General features: G+C 71.1%; 18 protein-coding genes and 1 riboswitch. Of the genes, 12 read left to right on the plus strand and 6 right to left on the minus strand.

What is annotated here, in order from left to right:
- Nucleotides 1–22: 22 nt before the first annotated feature.
- The gene (merB, locus tag IEY91_RS17640; protein WP_189174705.1) at nt 23–1,042 is read right to left on the minus strand and encodes an organomercurial lyase; all 1,020 of its coding nucleotides are present in this window, start codon (nt 1,040–1,042) and stop codon (nt 23–25) included.
- On the opposite strand from merB, the gene IEY91_RS17645 reads away from it, so the two are divergent.
- Nucleotides 1,041–1,355, plus strand: coding sequence for a MerR family DNA-binding protein (locus tag IEY91_RS17645; RefSeq protein WP_189174706.1), 315 nt, complete (start codon nt 1,041–1,043; stop codon nt 1,353–1,355). The genes merB and IEY91_RS17645 overlap by 2 nt on opposite strands.
- 12 nt (nt 1,356–1,367) lie before the next feature.
- On the opposite strand, the gene IEY91_RS17650 is transcribed toward IEY91_RS17645, so the two are convergent.
- Complete coding sequence (locus tag IEY91_RS17650; protein WP_189174707.1) at nt 1,368–2,360, minus strand: GNAT family N-acetyltransferase; 993 nt, start codon at nt 2,358–2,360, stop codon at nt 1,368–1,370.
- 106 nt (nt 2,361–2,466) lie between these two features.
- The gene (locus IEY91_RS17655; RefSeq protein ID WP_189174708.1) at nt 2,467–3,498 is read right to left on the minus strand and encodes a saccharopine dehydrogenase family protein; all 1,032 of its coding nucleotides are present in this window, start codon (nt 3,496–3,498) and stop codon (nt 2,467–2,469) included.
- Nucleotides 3,499–3,613: 115 nt separating this feature from the next.
- Here IEY91_RS17655 and IEY91_RS17660 point away from each other — a divergent pair, with 115 nt between their 5' ends.
- From IEY91_RS17660 to IEY91_RS17675, 4 genes are all read left to right on the plus strand, one after another.
- On the plus strand, nt 3,614–4,630 hold the full coding sequence (locus IEY91_RS17660; protein ID WP_189174709.1) for a helix-turn-helix domain-containing protein: 1,017 nt from the start codon (nt 3,614–3,616) through the stop codon (nt 4,628–4,630).
- 10 nt (nt 4,631–4,640) lie between these two features.
- Nucleotides 4,641–5,129: a hypothetical protein gene (locus IEY91_RS17665; RefSeq protein ID WP_189174710.1), complete on the plus strand. Its 489-nt coding sequence runs from the start codon at nt 4,641–4,643 to the stop codon at nt 5,127–5,129.
- A 140-nt stretch (nt 5,130–5,269) separates the two neighbouring features.
- The gene (locus IEY91_RS17670; protein ID WP_189174711.1) at nt 5,270–5,686 is read left to right on the plus strand and encodes a hypothetical protein; all 417 of its coding nucleotides are present in this window, start codon (nt 5,270–5,272) and stop codon (nt 5,684–5,686) included.
- 690 nt (nt 5,687–6,376) lie between these two features.
- Nucleotides 6,377–6,539, plus strand: a riboswitch (cyclic di-AMP (ydaO/yuaA leader).
- Between the two features lie 4 nt (nt 6,540–6,543).
- Nucleotides 6,544–7,269: a LysM peptidoglycan-binding domain-containing protein gene (locus tag IEY91_RS17675; RefSeq protein WP_164327658.1), complete on the plus strand. Its 726-nt coding sequence runs from the start codon at nt 6,544–6,546 to the stop codon at nt 7,267–7,269.
- A gap of 525 nt (nt 7,270–7,794) precedes the next feature.
- Here IEY91_RS17675 and IEY91_RS17680 read toward each other — a convergent pair.
- Entirely contained in the window at nt 7,795–8,109 is a 315-nt protein-coding gene (locus IEY91_RS17680; RefSeq protein ID WP_164328872.1) for an ArsR/SmtB family transcription factor, read from the minus strand.
- A 192-nt stretch (nt 8,110–8,301) separates the two neighbouring features.
- Here IEY91_RS17680 and IEY91_RS17685 point away from each other — a divergent pair, with 192 nt between their 5' ends.
- The 4 genes from IEY91_RS17685 to IEY91_RS17700 are packed head-to-tail and all read left to right on the plus strand — an operon-like array spanning nt 8,302 to nt 11,684.
- On the plus strand, nt 8,302–9,522 hold the full coding sequence (locus IEY91_RS17685; RefSeq protein ID WP_189174712.1) for an MFS transporter: 1,221 nt from the start codon (nt 8,302–8,304) through the stop codon (nt 9,520–9,522).
- A 27-nt stretch (nt 9,523–9,549) separates the two neighbouring features.
- Nucleotides 9,550–9,990, plus strand: coding sequence for a DoxX family protein (locus IEY91_RS17690; RefSeq protein WP_229697043.1), 441 nt, complete (start codon nt 9,550–9,552; stop codon nt 9,988–9,990).
- Nucleotides 9,991–10,024: 34 nt separating this feature from the next.
- Nucleotides 10,025–11,083 (plus strand): WD40 repeat domain-containing protein, encoded by a 1,059-nt coding sequence (locus IEY91_RS17695; RefSeq protein WP_189174713.1) that lies wholly within the window; start codon nt 10,025–10,027, stop codon nt 11,081–11,083.
- A 25-nt stretch (nt 11,084–11,108) separates the two neighbouring features.
- Complete coding sequence (locus IEY91_RS17700; RefSeq protein ID WP_189174714.1) at nt 11,109–11,684, plus strand: putative immunity protein; 576 nt, start codon at nt 11,109–11,111, stop codon at nt 11,682–11,684.
- 22 nt (nt 11,685–11,706) lie between these two features.
- On the opposite strand, the gene IEY91_RS17705 is transcribed toward IEY91_RS17700, so the two are convergent.
- Both IEY91_RS17705 and IEY91_RS17710 read right to left on the minus strand, forming a co-directional pair.
- A complete protein-coding gene (locus tag IEY91_RS17705; protein ID WP_229697061.1) occupies nt 11,707–13,818 on the minus strand; it encodes an NAD(+) synthase in 2,112 nt (703 codons plus the stop codon).
- Entirely contained in the window at nt 13,815–14,774 is a 960-nt protein-coding gene (locus IEY91_RS17710; protein WP_189174715.1) for an SMP-30/gluconolactonase/LRE family protein, read from the minus strand. Before IEY91_RS17710 ends, IEY91_RS17705 begins: the two co-directional genes overlap by 4 nt.
- A 100-nt stretch (nt 14,775–14,874) precedes the next feature.
- On the opposite strand from IEY91_RS17710, the gene IEY91_RS17715 reads away from it, so the two are divergent.
- From IEY91_RS17715 to IEY91_RS17725, 3 genes are all read left to right on the plus strand, one after another.
- Nucleotides 14,875–15,327: an Lrp/AsnC family transcriptional regulator gene (locus IEY91_RS17715; protein ID WP_189174716.1), complete on the plus strand. Its 453-nt coding sequence runs from the start codon at nt 14,875–14,877 to the stop codon at nt 15,325–15,327.
- A gap of 132 nt (nt 15,328–15,459) precedes the next feature.
- Nucleotides 15,460–15,867: a rodlin gene (locus IEY91_RS17720; protein WP_189174717.1), complete on the plus strand. Its 408-nt coding sequence runs from the start codon at nt 15,460–15,462 to the stop codon at nt 15,865–15,867.
- A 173-nt stretch (nt 15,868–16,040) separates the two neighbouring features.
- Complete coding sequence (locus tag IEY91_RS17725; RefSeq protein ID WP_189174718.1) at nt 16,041–16,778, plus strand: flavodoxin family protein; 738 nt, start codon at nt 16,041–16,043, stop codon at nt 16,776–16,778.
- The last annotated feature ends 110 nt before the right edge of the window (nt 16,779–16,888 follow it).

Here is a 16,888-nt window from a genome sequence, read left to right on the forward strand (position 1 = left end):
CTGACCGGGTCTGCCGCACTGGTCAGTCGCCGCTCAACAACGGCCCGAAGGTCGCCCTGCCGATCTCCTCGGCCCGGTCCCGGTCCACGATCTGGCCGTTCACCTCGGGGTGCTGCTCGATCCACGTCCGGGCGGAGACGGCGCCGGTGAAGAAGTTCAGAGTGTCGCAGCACACCTCGGCCGCGGGCCCGGAGCATCCGCCCCTGCGGCCGACGAACACCACCGCCGCCGCCGGCTCCCACACCATCCGCCCGTCCTCGCCGGTCACCGTGACGCTCTCGCCGGTGACCGGATCGGCGGAGGTGATCACCACATCACGGCCGAGCATGGCGGGGATGCCGAGCGCGTCGATCGCGCACATCGACCACACCTGCGTACCGCCTGCGATCGACACCCGGTGCGGGGTCGGCACCGCGGAGAACGGATACGCCGCCCGGATCCGCCCGTCCGGGCCGAGCGTCAGGAAGTCCTCCCGTGCCAGCTCGGCAAGGACCTCTACCGCTGTCCGGCCGGAGGCGGCCGCGACCGGCTCAAGGACCGCTGCCTCGGGGGCGCTGCCGGTCGCGGCGAAGTGCCGCAGCACCGCCTGATGCACCGCCCGCAGCCCGCCCTCGACGGGCGCGAGGCGTCCTCGGCCGTCCCTGCCGACCAGGTCGAGCGCGTCCACCGTTTCTACCGCGTCCACCGTGTCTACGGCGTCTGCCGCACAGCAGTCGTCGTACGCCGCTACCGATGCGGCCAGACCTGCCCCAGCCAGGGCCCGGCGCAGTTCCGCCACGCTCGGCGCCCCGTCGACCTCGCCATCAGCATGTCGATAGATCCGGCAGGACACGCTCGGCACCGCCTCCGCGGTCCCGAAGGGGTCGACGCCGTCGAGCAGGACGGTCGGCGAGCCGGTCATCCCCGACCGCTCGGCCTCCTCCGGCCCAGTCACTTCGACCAGCTCCACCTCGGCGGGCCGCCCGTACAGCGCGGCCGTGATCCGCTCGCGTACGACCGGCCCGTTCGGACAGTCCGGAACCGTCAGCACCGTGATCCGCATGGCAGCGTCCTCCCAGCTCATGGCCCCAACCCACGGCCTCTGCGGACGACGCTTGACCTTCCAGCCCGCTGGAAGGTCAAGGGCTAGCGGCGTCCTCGCCCTCCGCGACAGCGGCGAGGCCCCCTGCGGCCACGTCACCGACCTCATCGACGAGCACCTCGAAGAGATCAACCGGCGCATGGCCGAGCTCCGCAAGACCCGCACGGCCCTCCGTGACCTCGCCCGCCGAGCCGCCGAGACCGACCCCCGGGCGGGCAGTGATGCCGACAACATCTGCCGGATCATCAGCCCACCCCGGCAACGTGTGGCCTGAAGCCCGCCGCCGTCAGCCTTCAGATGCCCCCAAAGCGCGGGCGTAGGTCACCGACTCACGGTCCACCGCGAACCCCGACTGCTCGTAGAACCCCAGCGCGCCCGACGGATTGACCGTGTCCACGGTCAGCGACACCGTGTCGTACCCCGCCTCGCGCGCCGTCCGCAGCACATCGGTCAGCAGCGCGGGCGCCGCTCCCCGGCCCCGGAAGCTCCGCCGCGTGCCGAGGAAACCGACATGGCAGTCCCGGCTGCCCGTCGCCGCCGTCTTCGCCTCGCTCTCCTCCGCCAGGAGGTACGCCGCCACCTCGTCGCCCGCAAGGAGCAGCCGTGACATCGCGGGCCGGAACGACGTGGCGCCGGTGACCCAGGTGCGCCAGTCGGTGCTGTCGAACACGGTGAAGTTCCAGTGGTCGCGGAACGCGTCGTTGTGGGCGAGTCGGGTGGCCTCGTCGTACGCCTCCGCGAAGGGGACGAGGCGGGTGCCCTCGGGGGCGGGGCGGGGGTCGGGGCGCTCGCCGTCCAGCGGCTGCTTCATGTCGAACCACCAGCGGCACGCCGTGAAACCGCAGCGGTCGGTGAGCTTCAGCAGTGCCTCGTCCGCGGCCTTCCCGTCGAGCAGCAGCTCGCCCGGCAGCGCGGACAGCTCCGCGTCCGCCGCGTGCAGGTCCTCCGCGCGGGCCAGCATCCAGGTCACGAGGCGCGTCCCGATGCCGCGCCGCCGCCACTCGGGGTGCACGGCGGCATCGCCCTGGAAGCGGGCCGCGTCGACCGCGCCGTGCGGCGTGTACACGACGGCGTGGGCGATGAGACGTGGCCCGTCCCACAGCCCCAGGCTGTCCCGTTCCAGGTCCAGCTTGGGGTCGGACAGGGCCTCGGCGAGTTCCTCGGCGTCGACGTGTTCGCCGGTCCGGTCGACGCGCTCGACCGCCTCGTGCAGTTCCAGCCAGGCAGGGACGCAGTCCTTGCTCAGAGCCCGGGCCTCCAGGCTGTCCGGTTCCTCCATGTCCGCCTCCCTTTGCCGGGTCGTACCAGCCCGATGATCTCCCCCGTCGTGGACGCCCGCCATCCGGGCGCCTACGGGGGCGACGGCTCCGGGCCGCGCCCCGCCGCTACTGGCGCAGTTCGACGGAGATGTACGGGGCCAGCGCACGCAGGAAGTCGGGGGCGTCGAAGAGCTCACCTGCGGAGGCGACACCGACGGTCCTGGTCTGCCCGGTCAGGATGCGGTGCACCGCTTCCACGGCGAGCGGCGCGGTGACCGCGTAGATGTCCTGGCCGCTGGCGACGGCGCGCCGCTCCTCGCCCCCGGCGCGCACGACGGCGTCGACGACGAAGGTCTGGTCCGACCGCCCAAGCTCGTCGACCGCGGTGGGCGCCGGCGTGTCCGGTGCGGTCACCTCCGTGGCCGCTTCGACGGTCATGTACGTACGCACCTCGGGGATCGAAAGGTGGCTGGGGACGGTGACGACGTCCGCCATGGTGAAGTCCCCGAAGACGGATCGGGTGCCCAGCGGCTCGGGGAACCGCCAGTCCAGGACGGGCAGTTCGTCGTAGTGGTGCTCAAGGCGCCCGTTGGTGTAGCGAAGGCGTCGGCCGTTCCGGCGTTCCCGGGTGACCTTGCCCGCGGCGCGCGATCCGGCGGTGGGGTGCCAGTTGTTCAGGCCGTACGCGATGTGCGCCTCGTCGGCCTTCGTCCAGTCGCCCGCCGCCGCGGTGACCAGCAGGTCGCCGAGGCCGCCGTAGAAGGCCATCGCGGGGACGATCACCGCCCCCTCGGCGCGGGCCCGGTCCGCGAAGTGCGTGAACGTGTCGGCATTGGCCTCGATCTCGGCGGCCACGTCCACGTACGGGATCCCGGCGCGCAGTGCCGCCTCGATCAGGGGGGCGGCGGTCGTGGCGAAGGGTCCGGCGCAGTTGATGACGGCCGCCGTTCCGGCAAGGGCCCGGTCGAGCGAGTCCGCATCGGCGGCCGAAGCCACCCGTGATTCAAGCCCAGGTGCGGATTCCGCCAGCGCCGCCAGCTTGGCGGGGTCGCGGCCGGCGAGGACCGGGACGAACCCGCGCTCCCGCAGGTGCGCGACCACGAACCGGCCGGTGTGCCCGTACGCGCCGAACACCAGCACCTTGTGTCCCGAACCCATGACTTCTCCCCGCTTCCCCGATGGACGTCGATCCGCTGATCAACTCCCCACATCCTGGTGGCGGCGGGCGGCCGGGACGAGTGTCCGGAACGACATGACCCGTACACTTCCGGACATGGACACTGTGGCACTGGCCGTCACCGACGGGATGATGCACTTCGAACTGTCTGTGGCGTACGAGGTGTTCGGCTCGGCGCCGCCCGGCACGGCCGCCACTTGGTACGACGTCGCTGTCTGCGGGTCGGACGCCATGCGGGTCGGCCGGTTCCGCCTCGACCCCGACGACGGGCTCGACCGGCTCCGGCACGCCGACACGGTGATCGTCCCCGCCTGGGCGGACGTCGACGAAGAACCGCCGGACGACCTGATCGACGCGGTGCGTGCGGCGCACGAGGCGGGTGCGCGCGTGGCGTCCCTCTGCACGGGCGCGTTCGTGCTCGCCGCCGCAGGTTTGCTCGACGGGAAGCGCGCGACCACGCACTGGGCGCACACCGCGGAGCTGGCCAGCCGCTTTCCCCGGGTGGAGGTGGACGCGGACGTGCTCTACGTGGACAACGGCAGCGTGCTCACCTCGGCCGGGAAGGCCGCCGCGCTCGACCTGTGCCTGCATCTCGTCCGCAGCGACCACGGCTCGTCGGTCGCCAACGCGGTCGCCCGCCGCCTGGTCGTCCCGCCGCACCGGGCCGGCGGGCAGGCCCAGTTCGTCGCGGCCCCGGTGCCCGCCCGGTCCGATCACCCGCTCACGGCGCTGCTCGCCTGGGTCATCGAACGCCTCGACCAGCCGCTGACCGTCGAGGACCTGGCCCGCGAGGCACGGATGAGCTCGCGCCACCTGGGCCGCCACTTCAAGTCGGCGACCGGAACCACCCCGCTGCAATGGCTGCTCACCCAACGGATCCAGCGCGCCCAGGAGTTGCTCGAGAACACCGACGACAGCGTCGACACCGTCGCCCGGGCCACGGGCATGGGCACGGCCACGACGCTGCGCCGCCACTTCAACCGGACGGTCGGCGTGCCTCCGGACACGTACCGGCGGACGTTCCGCTCGCAGACGGGGTCCGGGCCGGGGCCGGGATCGGGGACTGGGCCAGGGGCGGATCCGGGCCGGGATCGGAGTCTGGTCCGGGGCTAGGATCGCGAACATGAGCGCAGGTCAGGTCCACAGTCATGGTCACAACGCAGGTGGAGCGGAGGAGTTCCGCGTCCGCGTCCAGGCCGCCGCGGACACGTCGTACCGCTGGCAGTGGACGGCACGGGGATTCGACCTGGCGGTGGATGTCCCCGTACCGGGCCGACGCCAAGTGCACACCTACCGGGTCGAGTTGCGCCCGCAGGAACGGACCTTCACCGTGACGGACGTCGTCGACACGATGGGGCGGGGCCCGGGCGGCGGACGACAACGGGAAACGGGCCGGATCCGCTACCGCACCTGGAGCAGCTCCCCGGACGGCACCGAACGCCACTCCTTCTCAAGCGCCGAGGGCCACCGCCTGATCCGGGGCGTGGCCCAGGAACTGGGCTGGCGGGAGACCCGCCCCGCCACCATGAAGGCCGGCCTGGCCTTCGGAGCGTTCGGCGGCATCGTGGCACTCGGCACACTGATCGCCCTCGCGATCGCGTTCTGGCCCTGATCGGAACTGGGTCTCGGGGCGCGTATCGAGGCGCGCTTGATGAGGGTGGTGGAGCCCCGCCGACGCGCGAGCAAACACTGTCGTGGAGCTTGCCGCTTATGGGGGAGAATTTCTCGGTTCACTCATGTACCAGGAGATTCATGCACCAGCGTCTGCCCCTGCTCGCCGCCTGTCTTGTGTTCGCCGCTTTCGGCGCCTCGGCATGCGACTCGTCCGGCGACCGTGGGTCGAGTGCCCCGGCGAGGCCGACCGACACGTCCGCGTCGGCCTCGGCCGCACCGTCCGGGAGCCCATCGGCGGCTCCCGATGAACTGCGCGGCCTGACAGGGCCGTCGGCCAAGCTCTACCTCAAGACGATCCGGGACCACTACCCGGAACTGGACCGCATCAGCGACGACGTGCTCGTCGCTCACGGCAACGCACTCTGCGTCGCCCGCGGGCAGGCCCTGGTCGACCAGGCCAAGAAGACCAAGCAGGAACTTGAACTCACCGGCAAGCAGGCTTCGCAGGTCCTCGGTACGGCGCATGGCCATTGCGGCAGGAACGCGTTCGGCTGAGCTGCAGGGGCCCTCTACTCGAAGTGCGCCGGCTCCATTTCGGGCTCGTCGGCGACTTCTACAGCGCGGAGTGTCAACTCCGTTGCCTGGCAAGCGAATCACGATGCTTCGGTCCTGAATTCGTGGAGCGAGTCCCTGAACCTGGCAGCGGGATAGGGGGCCGTCGATACCTGGCCCCCTCAATTCCCCTGAAGGGGAGCCATAGCGCGTCTCCTAAAAGCTCGTCACATTAACGAAATGCCGCCACCCACCTCGCCGCAGCCCGCCGCTCAGGCCCTCCACCGCACTGAAGGCGGCCGAGAGCCGGGCGAACGCCACTTCCGCGTTATGTCCATCTTTGCGCGAAAATCCACCCCTTTACATCAATAGCGCCATACATGAAGTGCAACCCACATTACGGATGCTCACCCGAAATAGCGCGCCCGATATGTCGCCGATCCGCATTCCAACCCGCACCCCATTCAGTGAAATGGGACACACCGACCGCAACGGCCCCTCGGAAGCCACCGAGCGCACTTCCGTTCCGCGCAAAGAAAGTTGAGCTTTTCGATCAAAGTGGGCGAGGGATTCTGATCTTCAGGAAGTGACCTCGAGCATTCCCCGCTCGAATTCAGGCCTTGTTCCGTCCGGGCTTTCTCGCCTAACGTCACCGTCAATCCGGATGGAACGCCGAATCCTGCCGCTGTCCGGAAACACTCCCACCCGACTCACTCACGCACGGCAGGAGCGGGGGACCCAGGTAAGACGCCGGTCCGGATTCCGGAGCGGCTCGGGGTGAAGTCGCATGCGCAGTGCGACCGGACAGCTCCCGTCCGAACCCGACAGCTCACCTCGTAGGCGACGGAGAGGAATTCGTCATGCCCGCAAAGGGTAAGCACCGCCGCCCCAAGTCCAGCCCGCTCACCCGGGGCATCGCCGCCGCAGGCACGGGCGGGGCGGTGCTCGCTCTCCCGGTGCTGGGCGCGACCTCCGCGGCCGCGGCCGACGCCGGCACGGCCGCCAAGCCCGCCGCGGCCCCCAAGACGTACGTCGTCGCCGCGGGCGACACCCTCTCCAAGATCGCCCGAGAGCACTCCGTGAGCGGCGGCTGGAAGAAGCTCTACGAGGACAACCGCGGCGCCCTCGGCGACGACCCGCGGCTGATCCACCCCGGCCTCGAGCTCACCCTCGGCAAGAAGGCCTCCGCCGAGCGGGCGGACCGCTCCGAGCGCAAGGACGCGGCCGCCGTCGAGCCCGCCGCCGCCCCGGCGAAGAAGGCCTACACCAACGACCTCGACGGCTGGATCAAGGAGTCGCTCGACATCCTGGCCCAGCACGGCATCCCCGGCTCGTACGAGGGCATCCACCGCAACATCATGCGCGAGTCCTCCGGCAACCCGCAGGCCATCAACAACTGGGACTCCAACGCCGCCGCGGGCATCCCGTCCAAGGGACTCCTGCAGGTCATCGACCCCACCTTCGCCAGCTACCGCCTGCCCGGCACGTCGATGGACAGCTACGACCCGGTCGCCAACATCACCGCCGCCTGCAACTACGCGGCCGACCGCTACGGCTCGATCGACAACGTCAACGGCCCGTACTAGGCCCCACCCGCGTCCCCCGCTGTGAGCCCCGGCACGCCATGCGTCCGGGGCTCAGGCCTGCCCGCCCCGCGCATCAACCTCAACTCGTGAGTCACCGCTCCGACGTGTCGACGCAGGCAAGCAACGGGGCATCCCCCTCCCCGGGCGGGCTGGTGCAGGAGACGTACTCGTGAGTGGCCGATGGGCTGTCGCCCGGGTCAGCCGCCCGCCCCTCCCCCGCATGCAAATACAGCGTGAGGAGCCCGCCCACCACCACAAGGGCCGCCCACACACCCATGGCCAACGGCCACCATCGCCTCCGCACCGCCTCCCCCACACCCGGACAACTCCACCCGGGCATTCCGCCAAGGGGCAGTGCGAGCCGTCAGCGGGACCTCCAGCCAGATGAGGCCGGACGAGGCCCGATGAGTACGGATACCCATGCACCCCGCGGCCCTTCCAGCGAGGCGTTTCCTCCCGGGCCAGGCCCTGAAGCGATCGCGAAGTGGCGGCCGCATGGCGGCATCGCCAGCCGCCCGACGCCCGTCAGCCCGCCCGCAGCGGAGTGAGCACAGCGTCCAGCAAACCGGGAAACCGTTCGTTCAAGTCCTCGCGGCGCAGGCTCACATACCGTGACCGGCCCTCCACCGTGGTCCAGGTGAGGCCGGCCTCACGGAGGACGCGGTAGTGGTGGGACATCGTCGTCTGGTGGACGTCGATGGTCTCGCTGATGCCCGAGCAGCTCTCGCGCCCGCTGTCGGCCAGCCGGCCGAGGATCGTCAGGCGGACCGGGTCCGCCAGCGCGTGGAGGACCTCGACGAGCTTGATCTCGTCCTTCGATGGCTGCATCAACTCGCGCATCGCCGACCTGTCCATGACCTGTACGTAGCTTCAGGGCCGCCAGGCTAGCTCATAGTTTGATGCATGGACAAGCATCCATGCGTTGGCTACGTTGAGGCCGCGCCGAGCCGCCTCAAGCCTCAGCGCGCGCTCCGTCCTGCCATGCCCCGTCATGCCCAGCTATGCCCAGAGATGCAGCGAAATGGGTGACCTATGTACAAACGACTCCTCCCCCTCGCCCTGGCGACATTCGCCGTCGGTACCGACGGCTTCGTCATCGCCGGGCTGCTCCCCGCCATCGCCGACGACCTGGATGTCAGCGTTCCCACCGCCGGACAGCTCGTCACCGTCTTCGCGCTGACCCTCGCGGTCGCCGCCCCGGTGCTCGGCTGGGCGACCAGCGCCCTGGACCGGCGTACGGCCCTGCTCCTGGCCCTCGGGGTCTTCGTGATCGGCAACGCCGCGACGGCGATGGCGGGTTCGTACGGCGCCGTCATGGGTGCCCGCGTCGTCACCGCGGCCGGGGCAGGCATCATCACCTCCACCGCGGCCAGCGCCGCGGTGGCCGTCACACCCCCCGAACGACGCGGCCGCGCCCTCGCGTTCGTACTCGGCGGGCTGACGCTCTCCAGCGCGATCGGCCTCCCCCTTGGCACCCTCATCGGGCGCGGTGACTGGCATCTCACGCTGTGGGCCGTCGCCGCCCTGGGGGCCGTCGCCGCTCTCGGCATCGCCTTCGGCATTCCGAGGATCACGCTGCCCGCAGCCACGTTCCGGGCGCGGCTCGCGCCGCTCGAGGACCGGTGGGTGCTCGGCGTCCTGACCGTCACCATGCTCGCCCTCACCGGGACCTACCTGCTCTACACCTACATCGCGGCCGCGCTGGACGACGTGACGGGCGGCTCCGAGGCCACGCTCACCGCGGTGCTCTTCGTCTACGGGCTCGGAGTGCTGGGAGGCAACCTCCTCGCCGGACGGCTCTCCGACCGCCACAGGCCCGAACGGGTCCTGCTCGGCAGCCTCGCCGCCGCCATCATCGTGCTGGCCGTCGGCCGCGCCGCAGTCGAGACCCTCCCGACCGCCTTCGTGTGGACCGCGGCGCTGGGCCTGTGCGCGGGCGTCCCCGTCGTCCCCCAGCAGCACCGCCTCGTCGCCCACGCCCCGTCGGCCACACCGGTGCTCCTGGGCCTCAACGCCTCGGCGATCTATGTCGGCGTCGCCCTGGGCGGAGCGCTCGGCGGACTCGCCCAGCAGGCGGTCTCCCCCATGTGGCTCGGCGTACCGGCGGCCGTCGTCACCGCCGTGGCGCTCCTGCTGGCCATGGCGAGCGCCCGCAGGAGCGGCGGGCAGGACCCGGCGGCCGAACCGGACCTCGCCGGGGCCCAAGGTGCGCGGGCGAACTACAGTCACGGCAGCGGCACGAGCCCGCGGTAGGCACCGGCGTACGAAGGAGTCGCCCCCATGACCGTCGACCCCGCCCGCTCCCTCGCCCGTCTGCTGGGCGGCATGGGTGCGCTGCACTTCCTCGCGCCGAAGCCGTTCGACGCGATCGTGCCGGACAAGCTGCCGGGGAAGGCCCGCGCGTACACGTACGCAAGTGGCGCGGCCGAGTTGGCGGTGGCCGCCGCCCTGGCCTTCCCGCGCACCCGCCGCGTCGGCGGCCTCGCGGCAGCCGGACTGATCACGGCGGTGTTCCCCGCGAACGTGCAGATGGCCTACGACTGGCGCCACCGGGCCGCCCCACTCAAGGCCCTCGCGTACGGGCGCCTGCCCCTCCACGTCCCCTTGGTGGCATGGGCGTTGCTCGCGGCCGGGCAGGGGGCCAAGGAGCAGGCCGCCAAGGCACGCAGCACCCCGACGGCGGCCACGGGCCACGACCGGGCGGCCCGGCCGGCGCGCTGACCCGAGTGTCAGACCCTTGGTCTACCTTTCCCGCATGTCTGACTCACCACTGCTGCTGAGCAGCCGCATACCGTCCTCGTGCCCGATCAAGGATCTCTCGGTGGTGGACGCCGGCGCCGGGCCCCAGGTCGTGTGCGCCGATTCCTGGGGAGCCGTGTGGACCTGGGAGCCCCTGCGGGACGAATGGCGGAAGCGGCCGCTGGTGTACGCCTTCACCGGGGATCCGCTCGCGGCCCAGTACCCCGACGCCGAGAACGAGATCGACACAATGGCGGCGGCGGTCTTCAAGGGGCGTGTGGTGCTGGCCGCCGGGGGCGGCGAACAGGCTCCCGCTCTCTGGGATCTGGAGAGCGGCGAGCTGCTCCGCGGGACGACCTACGACGAGCCCTACGTCGGGGCCATTGCCACCCTGCGCGACGAAGGCGCGCCGCGATTCGTCACGGGCTCGCAGTACGTCGGCCAACTCCTTGTCTGGGAGTCGTCCGGCCAAGTGCCCCCGGTCGAGGTGGCCAACGACCTCTACGACATCACGAGCCTCGCCGCCGCCTGGATCGACGGCCGTTCACTGGTGGCGTCCGGCGGTGACGGCGTGGTGGATGTGCGGGATCTGGCGCGGAACGAGCAGGTGGCGTCGTTCACCCCGGACGACGGTGACGTCCGGGCCGTGGCCCTCTCCAAGTCCAACTCCAGTTCCACGTCCGCGTCCCGGCTCGGTGACCGTCCGCTCGTCGTCGCGGCGACCGATGCCGCCGAGCTCTACGTGTGGGAGCTGTCGGGGGGCGACAGCGGAAACGGCGACCATGAGCCCGTCCACGACCCGATCACCGGCCATGAGGACGACATCCTCACCTTGGACACCGCCGCGGTCGGCGACCGCCGCATCGCGGTGACCGGCGCCGCGGACCAGACCGTACGCGTCTGGGATCTCGCCGAGGGCACGGCCGTCGGCGCTCCGCTCAGCGGCCATCAGGACGACGTGGAGGCCGTGTCGACCACCACGCTCCGCGGCCGCGATGTCATCCTCAGCGCGGGCGGAGACGGCGCCATACGCGCCTGGGACCTGGCCGCCCTGCTGGGGCGGGACACCGACTGACAGGCCCCTGCGGCAAGATGAGGCCGTGCGCACCGAGCCGGAAACCATCGAACTGACCGAACACGAGATCCGTGAGATCACGGCGTACGCGGCTGACTGCGCGCGCAGGACACTGTCGCTCTTCGAACAGAGCCTCCCCGCCGACCCACGCCCCCGCGAAGCCGTCGACGCGGCGGACGCCTACGCCTCGGGCGGCCCGCGCACGGCCGCGCTGCGGCAGAGCGCGTGGGCAGCGTACAAAGCGGCGCAAGAAGCCACCGCACCCGCCGCAGCAGACGCCGCACGCGCCGCGAGCCACGCGGCAGCCGCCGCGTTCCTCCATCCCAAGGCGAGCGCCCACCAGGTGAAGCACGTCCTCGGTGCGGCAGCGCACGCGGCACGCGCCGAGGAGCTGGCGGAGGAAGAAGCGCAGGAAGAACAGGCAGCGGAAGCGTCGGCGTCCGGAGAAGACCGGCGCGACGCCGCGGGTGCCCTTGACTGGGCGCGCCGGCACGCCCCGGCAGCGGTACCCGCGGTCCTCGGCCGGCTGCCCGCGGCGCCTCCCGGAGGCGGGCGCGTGGGCGAGTTCATCCGCGCCCTCGACGCCGCCCTCCGTACCTGAAGGCGGCGTCGAGGCCCCGGCGTCAGCCCTCGGATCGGCCCCGGTCCCAGCCGTCCCGATCCCAGCCGTCCCGGTCCGGGCCGCCCTCCAGATCCCAGCGGTCCAGATCCCGCAGCCAGGCCTGCGCCGTGCCGTCGGACGGCGCGCGCCAGTCGCCGCGCGGTGAGAGGGAGCCGCCTGCCGACACCTTCGGCCCGTTCGGCATGGCCGAGCGCTTGAACTGCGCGAAGGCGAAGAAGCGGCGGCAGAAGACTTCGAGCCAGTGCCGGATCTCCGGCAGGTCGTACGCGGGCCGCTTGGCCTCGGGGAAGTTGGGCGGCCAGCGGCCCGCCTCCGGGTCGTGCCACGCGTGCCAGGCGAGGAAGGCGATCTTCGACGGGCGGAAGCCGTAGCGGAGCACGTGGTGAAGGGTGAAGTCGTGGAGCGCGTACGGCCCGATCGTGGATTCGGTGGACTGCGGCTCCTCCCCCGGCACCAGCTCCGGGCTGATCTCCGTGTCGAGGATCGCGGCGAGCGTCGTACCCGTCTCCTCGTCGAACTGGCCGCTGCCGATGACCCAGCGGATCAGATGCTGGATCAGGGTCTTCGGCACACCGGAGTTGACGTTGTAGTGGCTCATCTGGTCGCCCACGCCGTACGTGCACCAGCCGAGCGCGAGTTCCGACAGGTCGCCGGTGCCGAGCACGATGCCGCCGCGCTGGTTGGCGAGGCGGAACAGGTAGTCGGTGCGGAGCCCGGCCTGCACGTTCTCGAAGGTGATGTCGTACACCGGCTCGCCCGACGCGAAGGGGTGGCCCATCTCCCGCAGCATGAGCCGTGCGGTCGGCGTGATGTCCAGCTCGGCCGCGGTGACGCCGAGTGCCGCCATCAACCGGTGCGCGTTGCCCTTGGTGTGGTCGCTGGTGGCGAAGCCGGGCAGGGTGAAGGCCAGGATGTCACTGCGGGGTCGGCCTGCGCGGTCCATGGCGCGGGCGGCGACGATCAGCGCGTGCGTGGAGTCGAGGCCGCCGGACACCCCGATCACCACCTTCGGGCCGCCGATCGCCGTCAATCGCTGCTGCAGTCCGGCGACTTGGATGCTGTACGCCTCGTAGCAGTCCTGGGCGAGCCGGTCGGGGTCGGCGGGCACGAACGGGAAGCGCTCGACCGGGCGGCGAAGCCCGAGGTCGGCCTTCGGCGGGTCGAGCCGGAAGGTCACCTGCCGGAAGCCGCCGGTGCGCGCGGTGTGGGCGCGGCGGTTGTCGTCGAACGTGCCCATCCGCTGCCGCTCCTGCCGCAGCAGGTCGAGGTCCACGTCGGCGATCGCGCACTGGTCGCCCTGCGGGAAGCGCTCGGTCTCGGCGAGGAGCACACCGTTCTCGTAGATCATGGTCTGGCCGTCCCAGGCCAGGTCGGTGGTCGACTCGCCCGGACCGGCGGCGGCGTAGACGTACGCGGCGAGGCAGCGGGCCGACGCCGAGCGGCACAGCAGCCGCCGGTCCTCGGCCCTGCCGACGGTGATCGGGCTGCCCGAGAGGTTGACGAGGACGGTCGCGCCCGCGAGGGCCGCCTCCGCGCTCGGGGGCACGGGAACCCACATGTCCTCGCAGATCTCCGCGTGCAGCACGAGACCGGGAACGTCCTCCGCCTCGAAGAGGAGGTCCACTCCGAACGGCACGCTCGCGCCGCCGACCCTGATGGTCCCCGCTTCCGCCCCCGTGTCGCCGCGTTCGTCCTCGCCCGAGGCGATCTGCCGCCGCTCGTACAGCTCCCGGTAGTTGGGCACGTACGACTTGGGCGCGACGCCGAGGATCCGGCCCCGGTGCACGATCACCGCGCAGTTGTAGATCCGGTGCCGATGGCGCAGCGGGGCGCCGACGACCAGGACCGGCAGCAGTTCCGCCGATCCGGCCACCACGGTCCCGAGCGCTTCCTCGACCTGGTCGAGGACCACGTCCTGCAGCAGCAGGTCCTCGATCGAGTAGCCGGTCAGGCCGAGTTCGGGGAACACGGCGACGGCGACGCCTTCCTCCGCGCACCGGCGCCCCTGTCGCAGCACCGCTTCGGCGTTGGCGTGCGGGTCGGCGATGGCGGTGTGGCCGGTGCACGCGGCGACGCGTGCGAAGCCCTGCTCGTGGATCGACCAGAAGTTCACCGGGACTCCGCGTTCAGCCACGGCCGGTGCCCCGGTCCGCTCGGGTGGGTGCCGGTGACGCCCGTGACCACCGAGTAGAGGCTGGTCTCCGCCGTGATGAAGAGGCGGTTGCGCTTGGGGCCGCCCCAGGAGATGTTGGCGACCGCCTCGGGGACGTCGAGGCGCCCGATCAGTGTGCCGTCGGGGTCGTAGCAGTGCACGCCGTCGGTCATCGCGGCGGCCCAGAGCCGACCCTCGTCGTCGAAGCGGAGGTTGTCGAAGCGCGCCCGCTCACGGTCCGCGGCTTCGGCGAAGATCTCGCCGTCCGAGAGGGTGCCGTCGTCGCGTACGTCGAAGACGCGGATGAAGCCCGCGCGGGTGTCGGAGACGAACAGGCGCCGCTCGTCGGCCGAGAAGACCAGCCCGTTCGGGGCGCCGAAGCAGTCGGCGACCAGCCGTACTTCGCCCGTGCCGGGATCGACGCGGTAGACGTTGTTGGCGCCGATCTCGCTCTGCGCGCGGTAGCCCTCGTAGTCGCTGGTGATGCCGAAGTCCGGGTCGGAGAACCAGATCGACCCGTCGGACTTCACCGTCGCGTCGTTCGGGCTGTTCAGGCGCTTGCCCTGCCAGCGGTCCGCGAGCACCGTGACGGTGCCGTCGTGCTCGGTCCTTGTCACCCGGCGGTTGCCCTGTTCGCAGGTGATGAGGCGGCCCTCGCGGTCCAGGGTGTTGCCGTTGGTGTGCCCGGCGGAGCGGCGGAAGACGCTGACCGCGCCGGTCTCCTCGTCCCATCGCAGCATCCGGTCGTTGGGGATGTCGCTCCAGATCACCTGCCGCCAGGCGGGCACGTAGATGGGTCCCTCGGCCCAGCGGCACCCGGTGTACAGGACCTCCAGGCCGTCGTCGCCGTTCATGCACCGTCCGGTGCGGAACCTGTCGTCGAACATCTCGTACAGCGCGGGGCGCTCGTTGTTCATGGCGCCTCCCCCTTCCACGATGAGCCGAACTCACTACAGCCATGAGCATAGATCTCCGAATGAGATATGGTCACCAGAGTTTCTGACCGAATGGAATGCAATGGATCACATCGATCGTGCTCTGCTGACGCGGCTCCAGCAGGACGCCACCGAGTCGTACGCCGCGCTGGGCCGGGCCGTGGGCCTCTCGGCCGGCGCCGCGCACGACCGCGTACGGAAACTGCGCGAGCGCGGAGTGATCCGCCGCACCGCGGCCGAGGTGGACCCGGTGGCGGTCGGCGGCGGCGTGCTGGCCTATGTGACGGTCGACTCGACGTCCTGGATGGGTGACGCCGCGGAGAGTTTCGCCGCGCTCCCCGAGATCCTGGAGGCGCACATCATCGCAGGCAGCGCTTCGGTCCTGGTGAAGGTCAGGACGGCGACGACCGAGCAACTGCAGGACGTGCTGCGGCGGTTGTACGCGATCGACGGGGTCAGCGGGACGCAGGCGACGGTGGTCCTGGAGACCTTCTTCGAGCGGCCGGTCTCGCCCCTCACCGCCGGTCAGGACTGATCCCTGGACGGCCGGACGCCGTCAGCCTGAGTACGCCGACACTCTGCCAATGGGCGAATATCCCCCAGACACAGGGCTTTGGTGGATGTACTGGTTCATGTCTCCCTGACCAAAGCTCTGTACTGGAGTGACATGCACATCCGTAACGTCCCCCTCGCCCTCGGCCTCGCCGCTCTCACCGTCACCGGGGCCGCCGGGAGCGCGGCCGCCATCGGCAACGACGAGGGCACCACCAGCGCCAGTGGCAACAACGCCGAGCAGTCGTTCGGCAACAGCGCCACCCACGGGAACCTGAGCGCGCAGGGGGCCGCGATCCAGGGCTCCTTGAACAAGCTCTGCCTCGGCGTGCCCGTCAAGGCGAACGTGGGCGCCATCGTCGGCCTCCTCGTCCCGGTCGCCGTCCAGGACATCCCGGTCCTCTCGGCCCCGCAGAACCAGCAGTGCGCCGAGAACTCCACGCAGACCAAGGGCGACGAGCCGGCGTCGCACATCCTCAGCGACATCCCGGTGCTCGCCGGAAACGGCGCGGGCAACCACTGATCCGAACGCCCTGCGGGCCACACCCCTCGTGGCCCGCGGGGCGCCGCCCGGCAGCCCCGCCGGGCCGACGCCTACACGTACGCTCCCCGCGTCACCTGGATGCCCGAAGAGGCTGCGGGCGCCCCGGTGGCGTGTTCGGCTGGGCAGCAGCAGCCTTCACCGAGGGGATCGACATGGCATCCGACGCCGAGCAAGCCGCCGCGCCACCGGCCCGCTACGACGACCTGAGCGCACTCTTCATCAACTGCACGCTCAAGCCGTCCCCCCAGGTCAGCAACACCCAGGGGCTCATCGACATCAGCGCGTCGATCATGCGCAAGCACGGAGTCCGGGTGGACGAGATCCGCGCGGTCGACCACGACCTCGCCGCGGGCGTCTGGCCGGACATGACCGAGCACGGCGCCGCGAGCGACGAGTGGCCCGTGCTCTACCCGCGAGTGATGGACGCCGACATCCTCGTCCTGACCGGACCGATCTGGCTGGGCGACAACAGCTCGGTCATGAAGCGGGTCATCGAGCGGCTCTACAGCTGCTCCGGAATCCTCAACGACCGTGGCCAGTACGCCTTTTACGGCCGCGCGGGCGGGTGCCTCATCACGGGGAACGAGGACGGCGTCAAGCACTGCGCGATGAACGTCCTCTACAGCCTCCAGCACCTGGGCTACGCCGTCCCGCCCCAGGCCGACGCGGGCTGGATCGGCGAGGCGGGCCCCGGCCCCTCCTATCTCGACGCGGGCTCGGGCGGCCCCGAGAACGACTTCACCAACCGCAACACCACCTTCATGACCTGGAACCTGATGCACCTGGCCCGCCTCCTCAAGGACGCGGGCGGCTTCCCCACGTACGGCAATCAGCGCGCCGCCTGGGACGTGGGTTGCCGGTTCGACTTCGAGAACCCCGACTACCGGTGACCGGGTCGTCTGGCGTAGCCGCGCCGCCAACGGCTGTGTAGGCAGCGGTGGCGCGCCTACCCTGGCGTCCCGGCGCGCGAGGAACTCCGCCGCGCACGCCGGTCAGGGGG

The organism is Streptomyces lasiicapitis (assembly GCF_014646335.1).
Taxonomy (GTDB): domain Bacteria; phylum Actinomycetota; class Actinomycetes; order Streptomycetales; family Streptomycetaceae; genus Streptomyces; species Streptomyces lasiicapitis.

Excerpts from the sequence above, each read along its gene's own strand:
- IEY91_RS17645 (WP_189174706.1), top strand. The coding sequence starts at position 1,041 with ATGGCAGCGTCCTCCCAGCTCATGGCCCCAACCCACGGCCTCTGCGGA.
- IEY91_RS17655 (WP_189174708.1), bottom strand. The coding sequence starts at position 3,498 with ATGGGTTCGGGACACAAGGTGCTGGTGTTCGGCGCGTACGGGCACACC.
- IEY91_RS17695 (WP_189174713.1), top strand. The coding sequence starts at position 10,025 with ATGTCTGACTCACCACTGCTGCTGAGCAGCCGCATACCGTCCTCGTGC.
- IEY91_RS17680 (WP_164328872.1), bottom strand. The coding sequence starts at position 8,109 with ATGCGCGAGTTGATGCAGCCATCGAAGGACGAGATCAAGCTCGTCGAG.
- IEY91_RS17665 (WP_189174710.1), top strand. The coding sequence starts at position 4,641 with ATGAGCGCAGGTCAGGTCCACAGTCATGGTCACAACGCAGGTGGAGCG.
- IEY91_RS17715 (WP_189174716.1), top strand. The coding sequence starts at position 14,875 with ATGGATCACATCGATCGTGCTCTGCTGACGCGGCTCCAGCAGGACGCC.
- IEY91_RS17685 (WP_189174712.1), top strand. The coding sequence starts at position 8,302 with ATGTACAAACGACTCCTCCCCCTCGCCCTGGCGACATTCGCCGTCGGT.
- IEY91_RS17650 (WP_189174707.1), bottom strand. The coding sequence starts at position 2,360 with ATGGAGGAACCGGACAGCCTGGAGGCCCGGGCTCTGAGCAAGGACTGC.
- IEY91_RS17660 (WP_189174709.1), top strand. The coding sequence starts at position 3,614 with ATGGACACTGTGGCACTGGCCGTCACCGACGGGATGATGCACTTCGAA.
- IEY91_RS17690 (WP_229697043.1), top strand. The coding sequence starts at position 9,550 with ATGACCGTCGACCCCGCCCGCTCCCTCGCCCGTCTGCTGGGCGGCATG.
- IEY91_RS17710 (WP_189174715.1), bottom strand. The coding sequence starts at position 14,774 with ATGAACAACGAGCGCCCCGCGCTGTACGAGATGTTCGACGACAGGTTC.
- merB (WP_189174705.1), bottom strand. The coding sequence starts at position 1,042 with ATGCGGATCACGGTGCTGACGGTTCCGGACTGTCCGAACGGGCCGGTC.
- IEY91_RS17720 (WP_189174717.1), top strand. The coding sequence starts at position 15,460 with ATGCACATCCGTAACGTCCCCCTCGCCCTCGGCCTCGCCGCTCTCACC.
- IEY91_RS17675 (WP_164327658.1), top strand. The coding sequence starts at position 6,544 with ATGCCCGCAAAGGGTAAGCACCGCCGCCCCAAGTCCAGCCCGCTCACC.
- IEY91_RS17670 (WP_189174711.1), top strand. The coding sequence starts at position 5,270 with ATGCACCAGCGTCTGCCCCTGCTCGCCGCCTGTCTTGTGTTCGCCGCT.
- IEY91_RS17725 (WP_189174718.1), top strand. The coding sequence starts at position 16,041 with ATGGCATCCGACGCCGAGCAAGCCGCCGCGCCACCGGCCCGCTACGAC.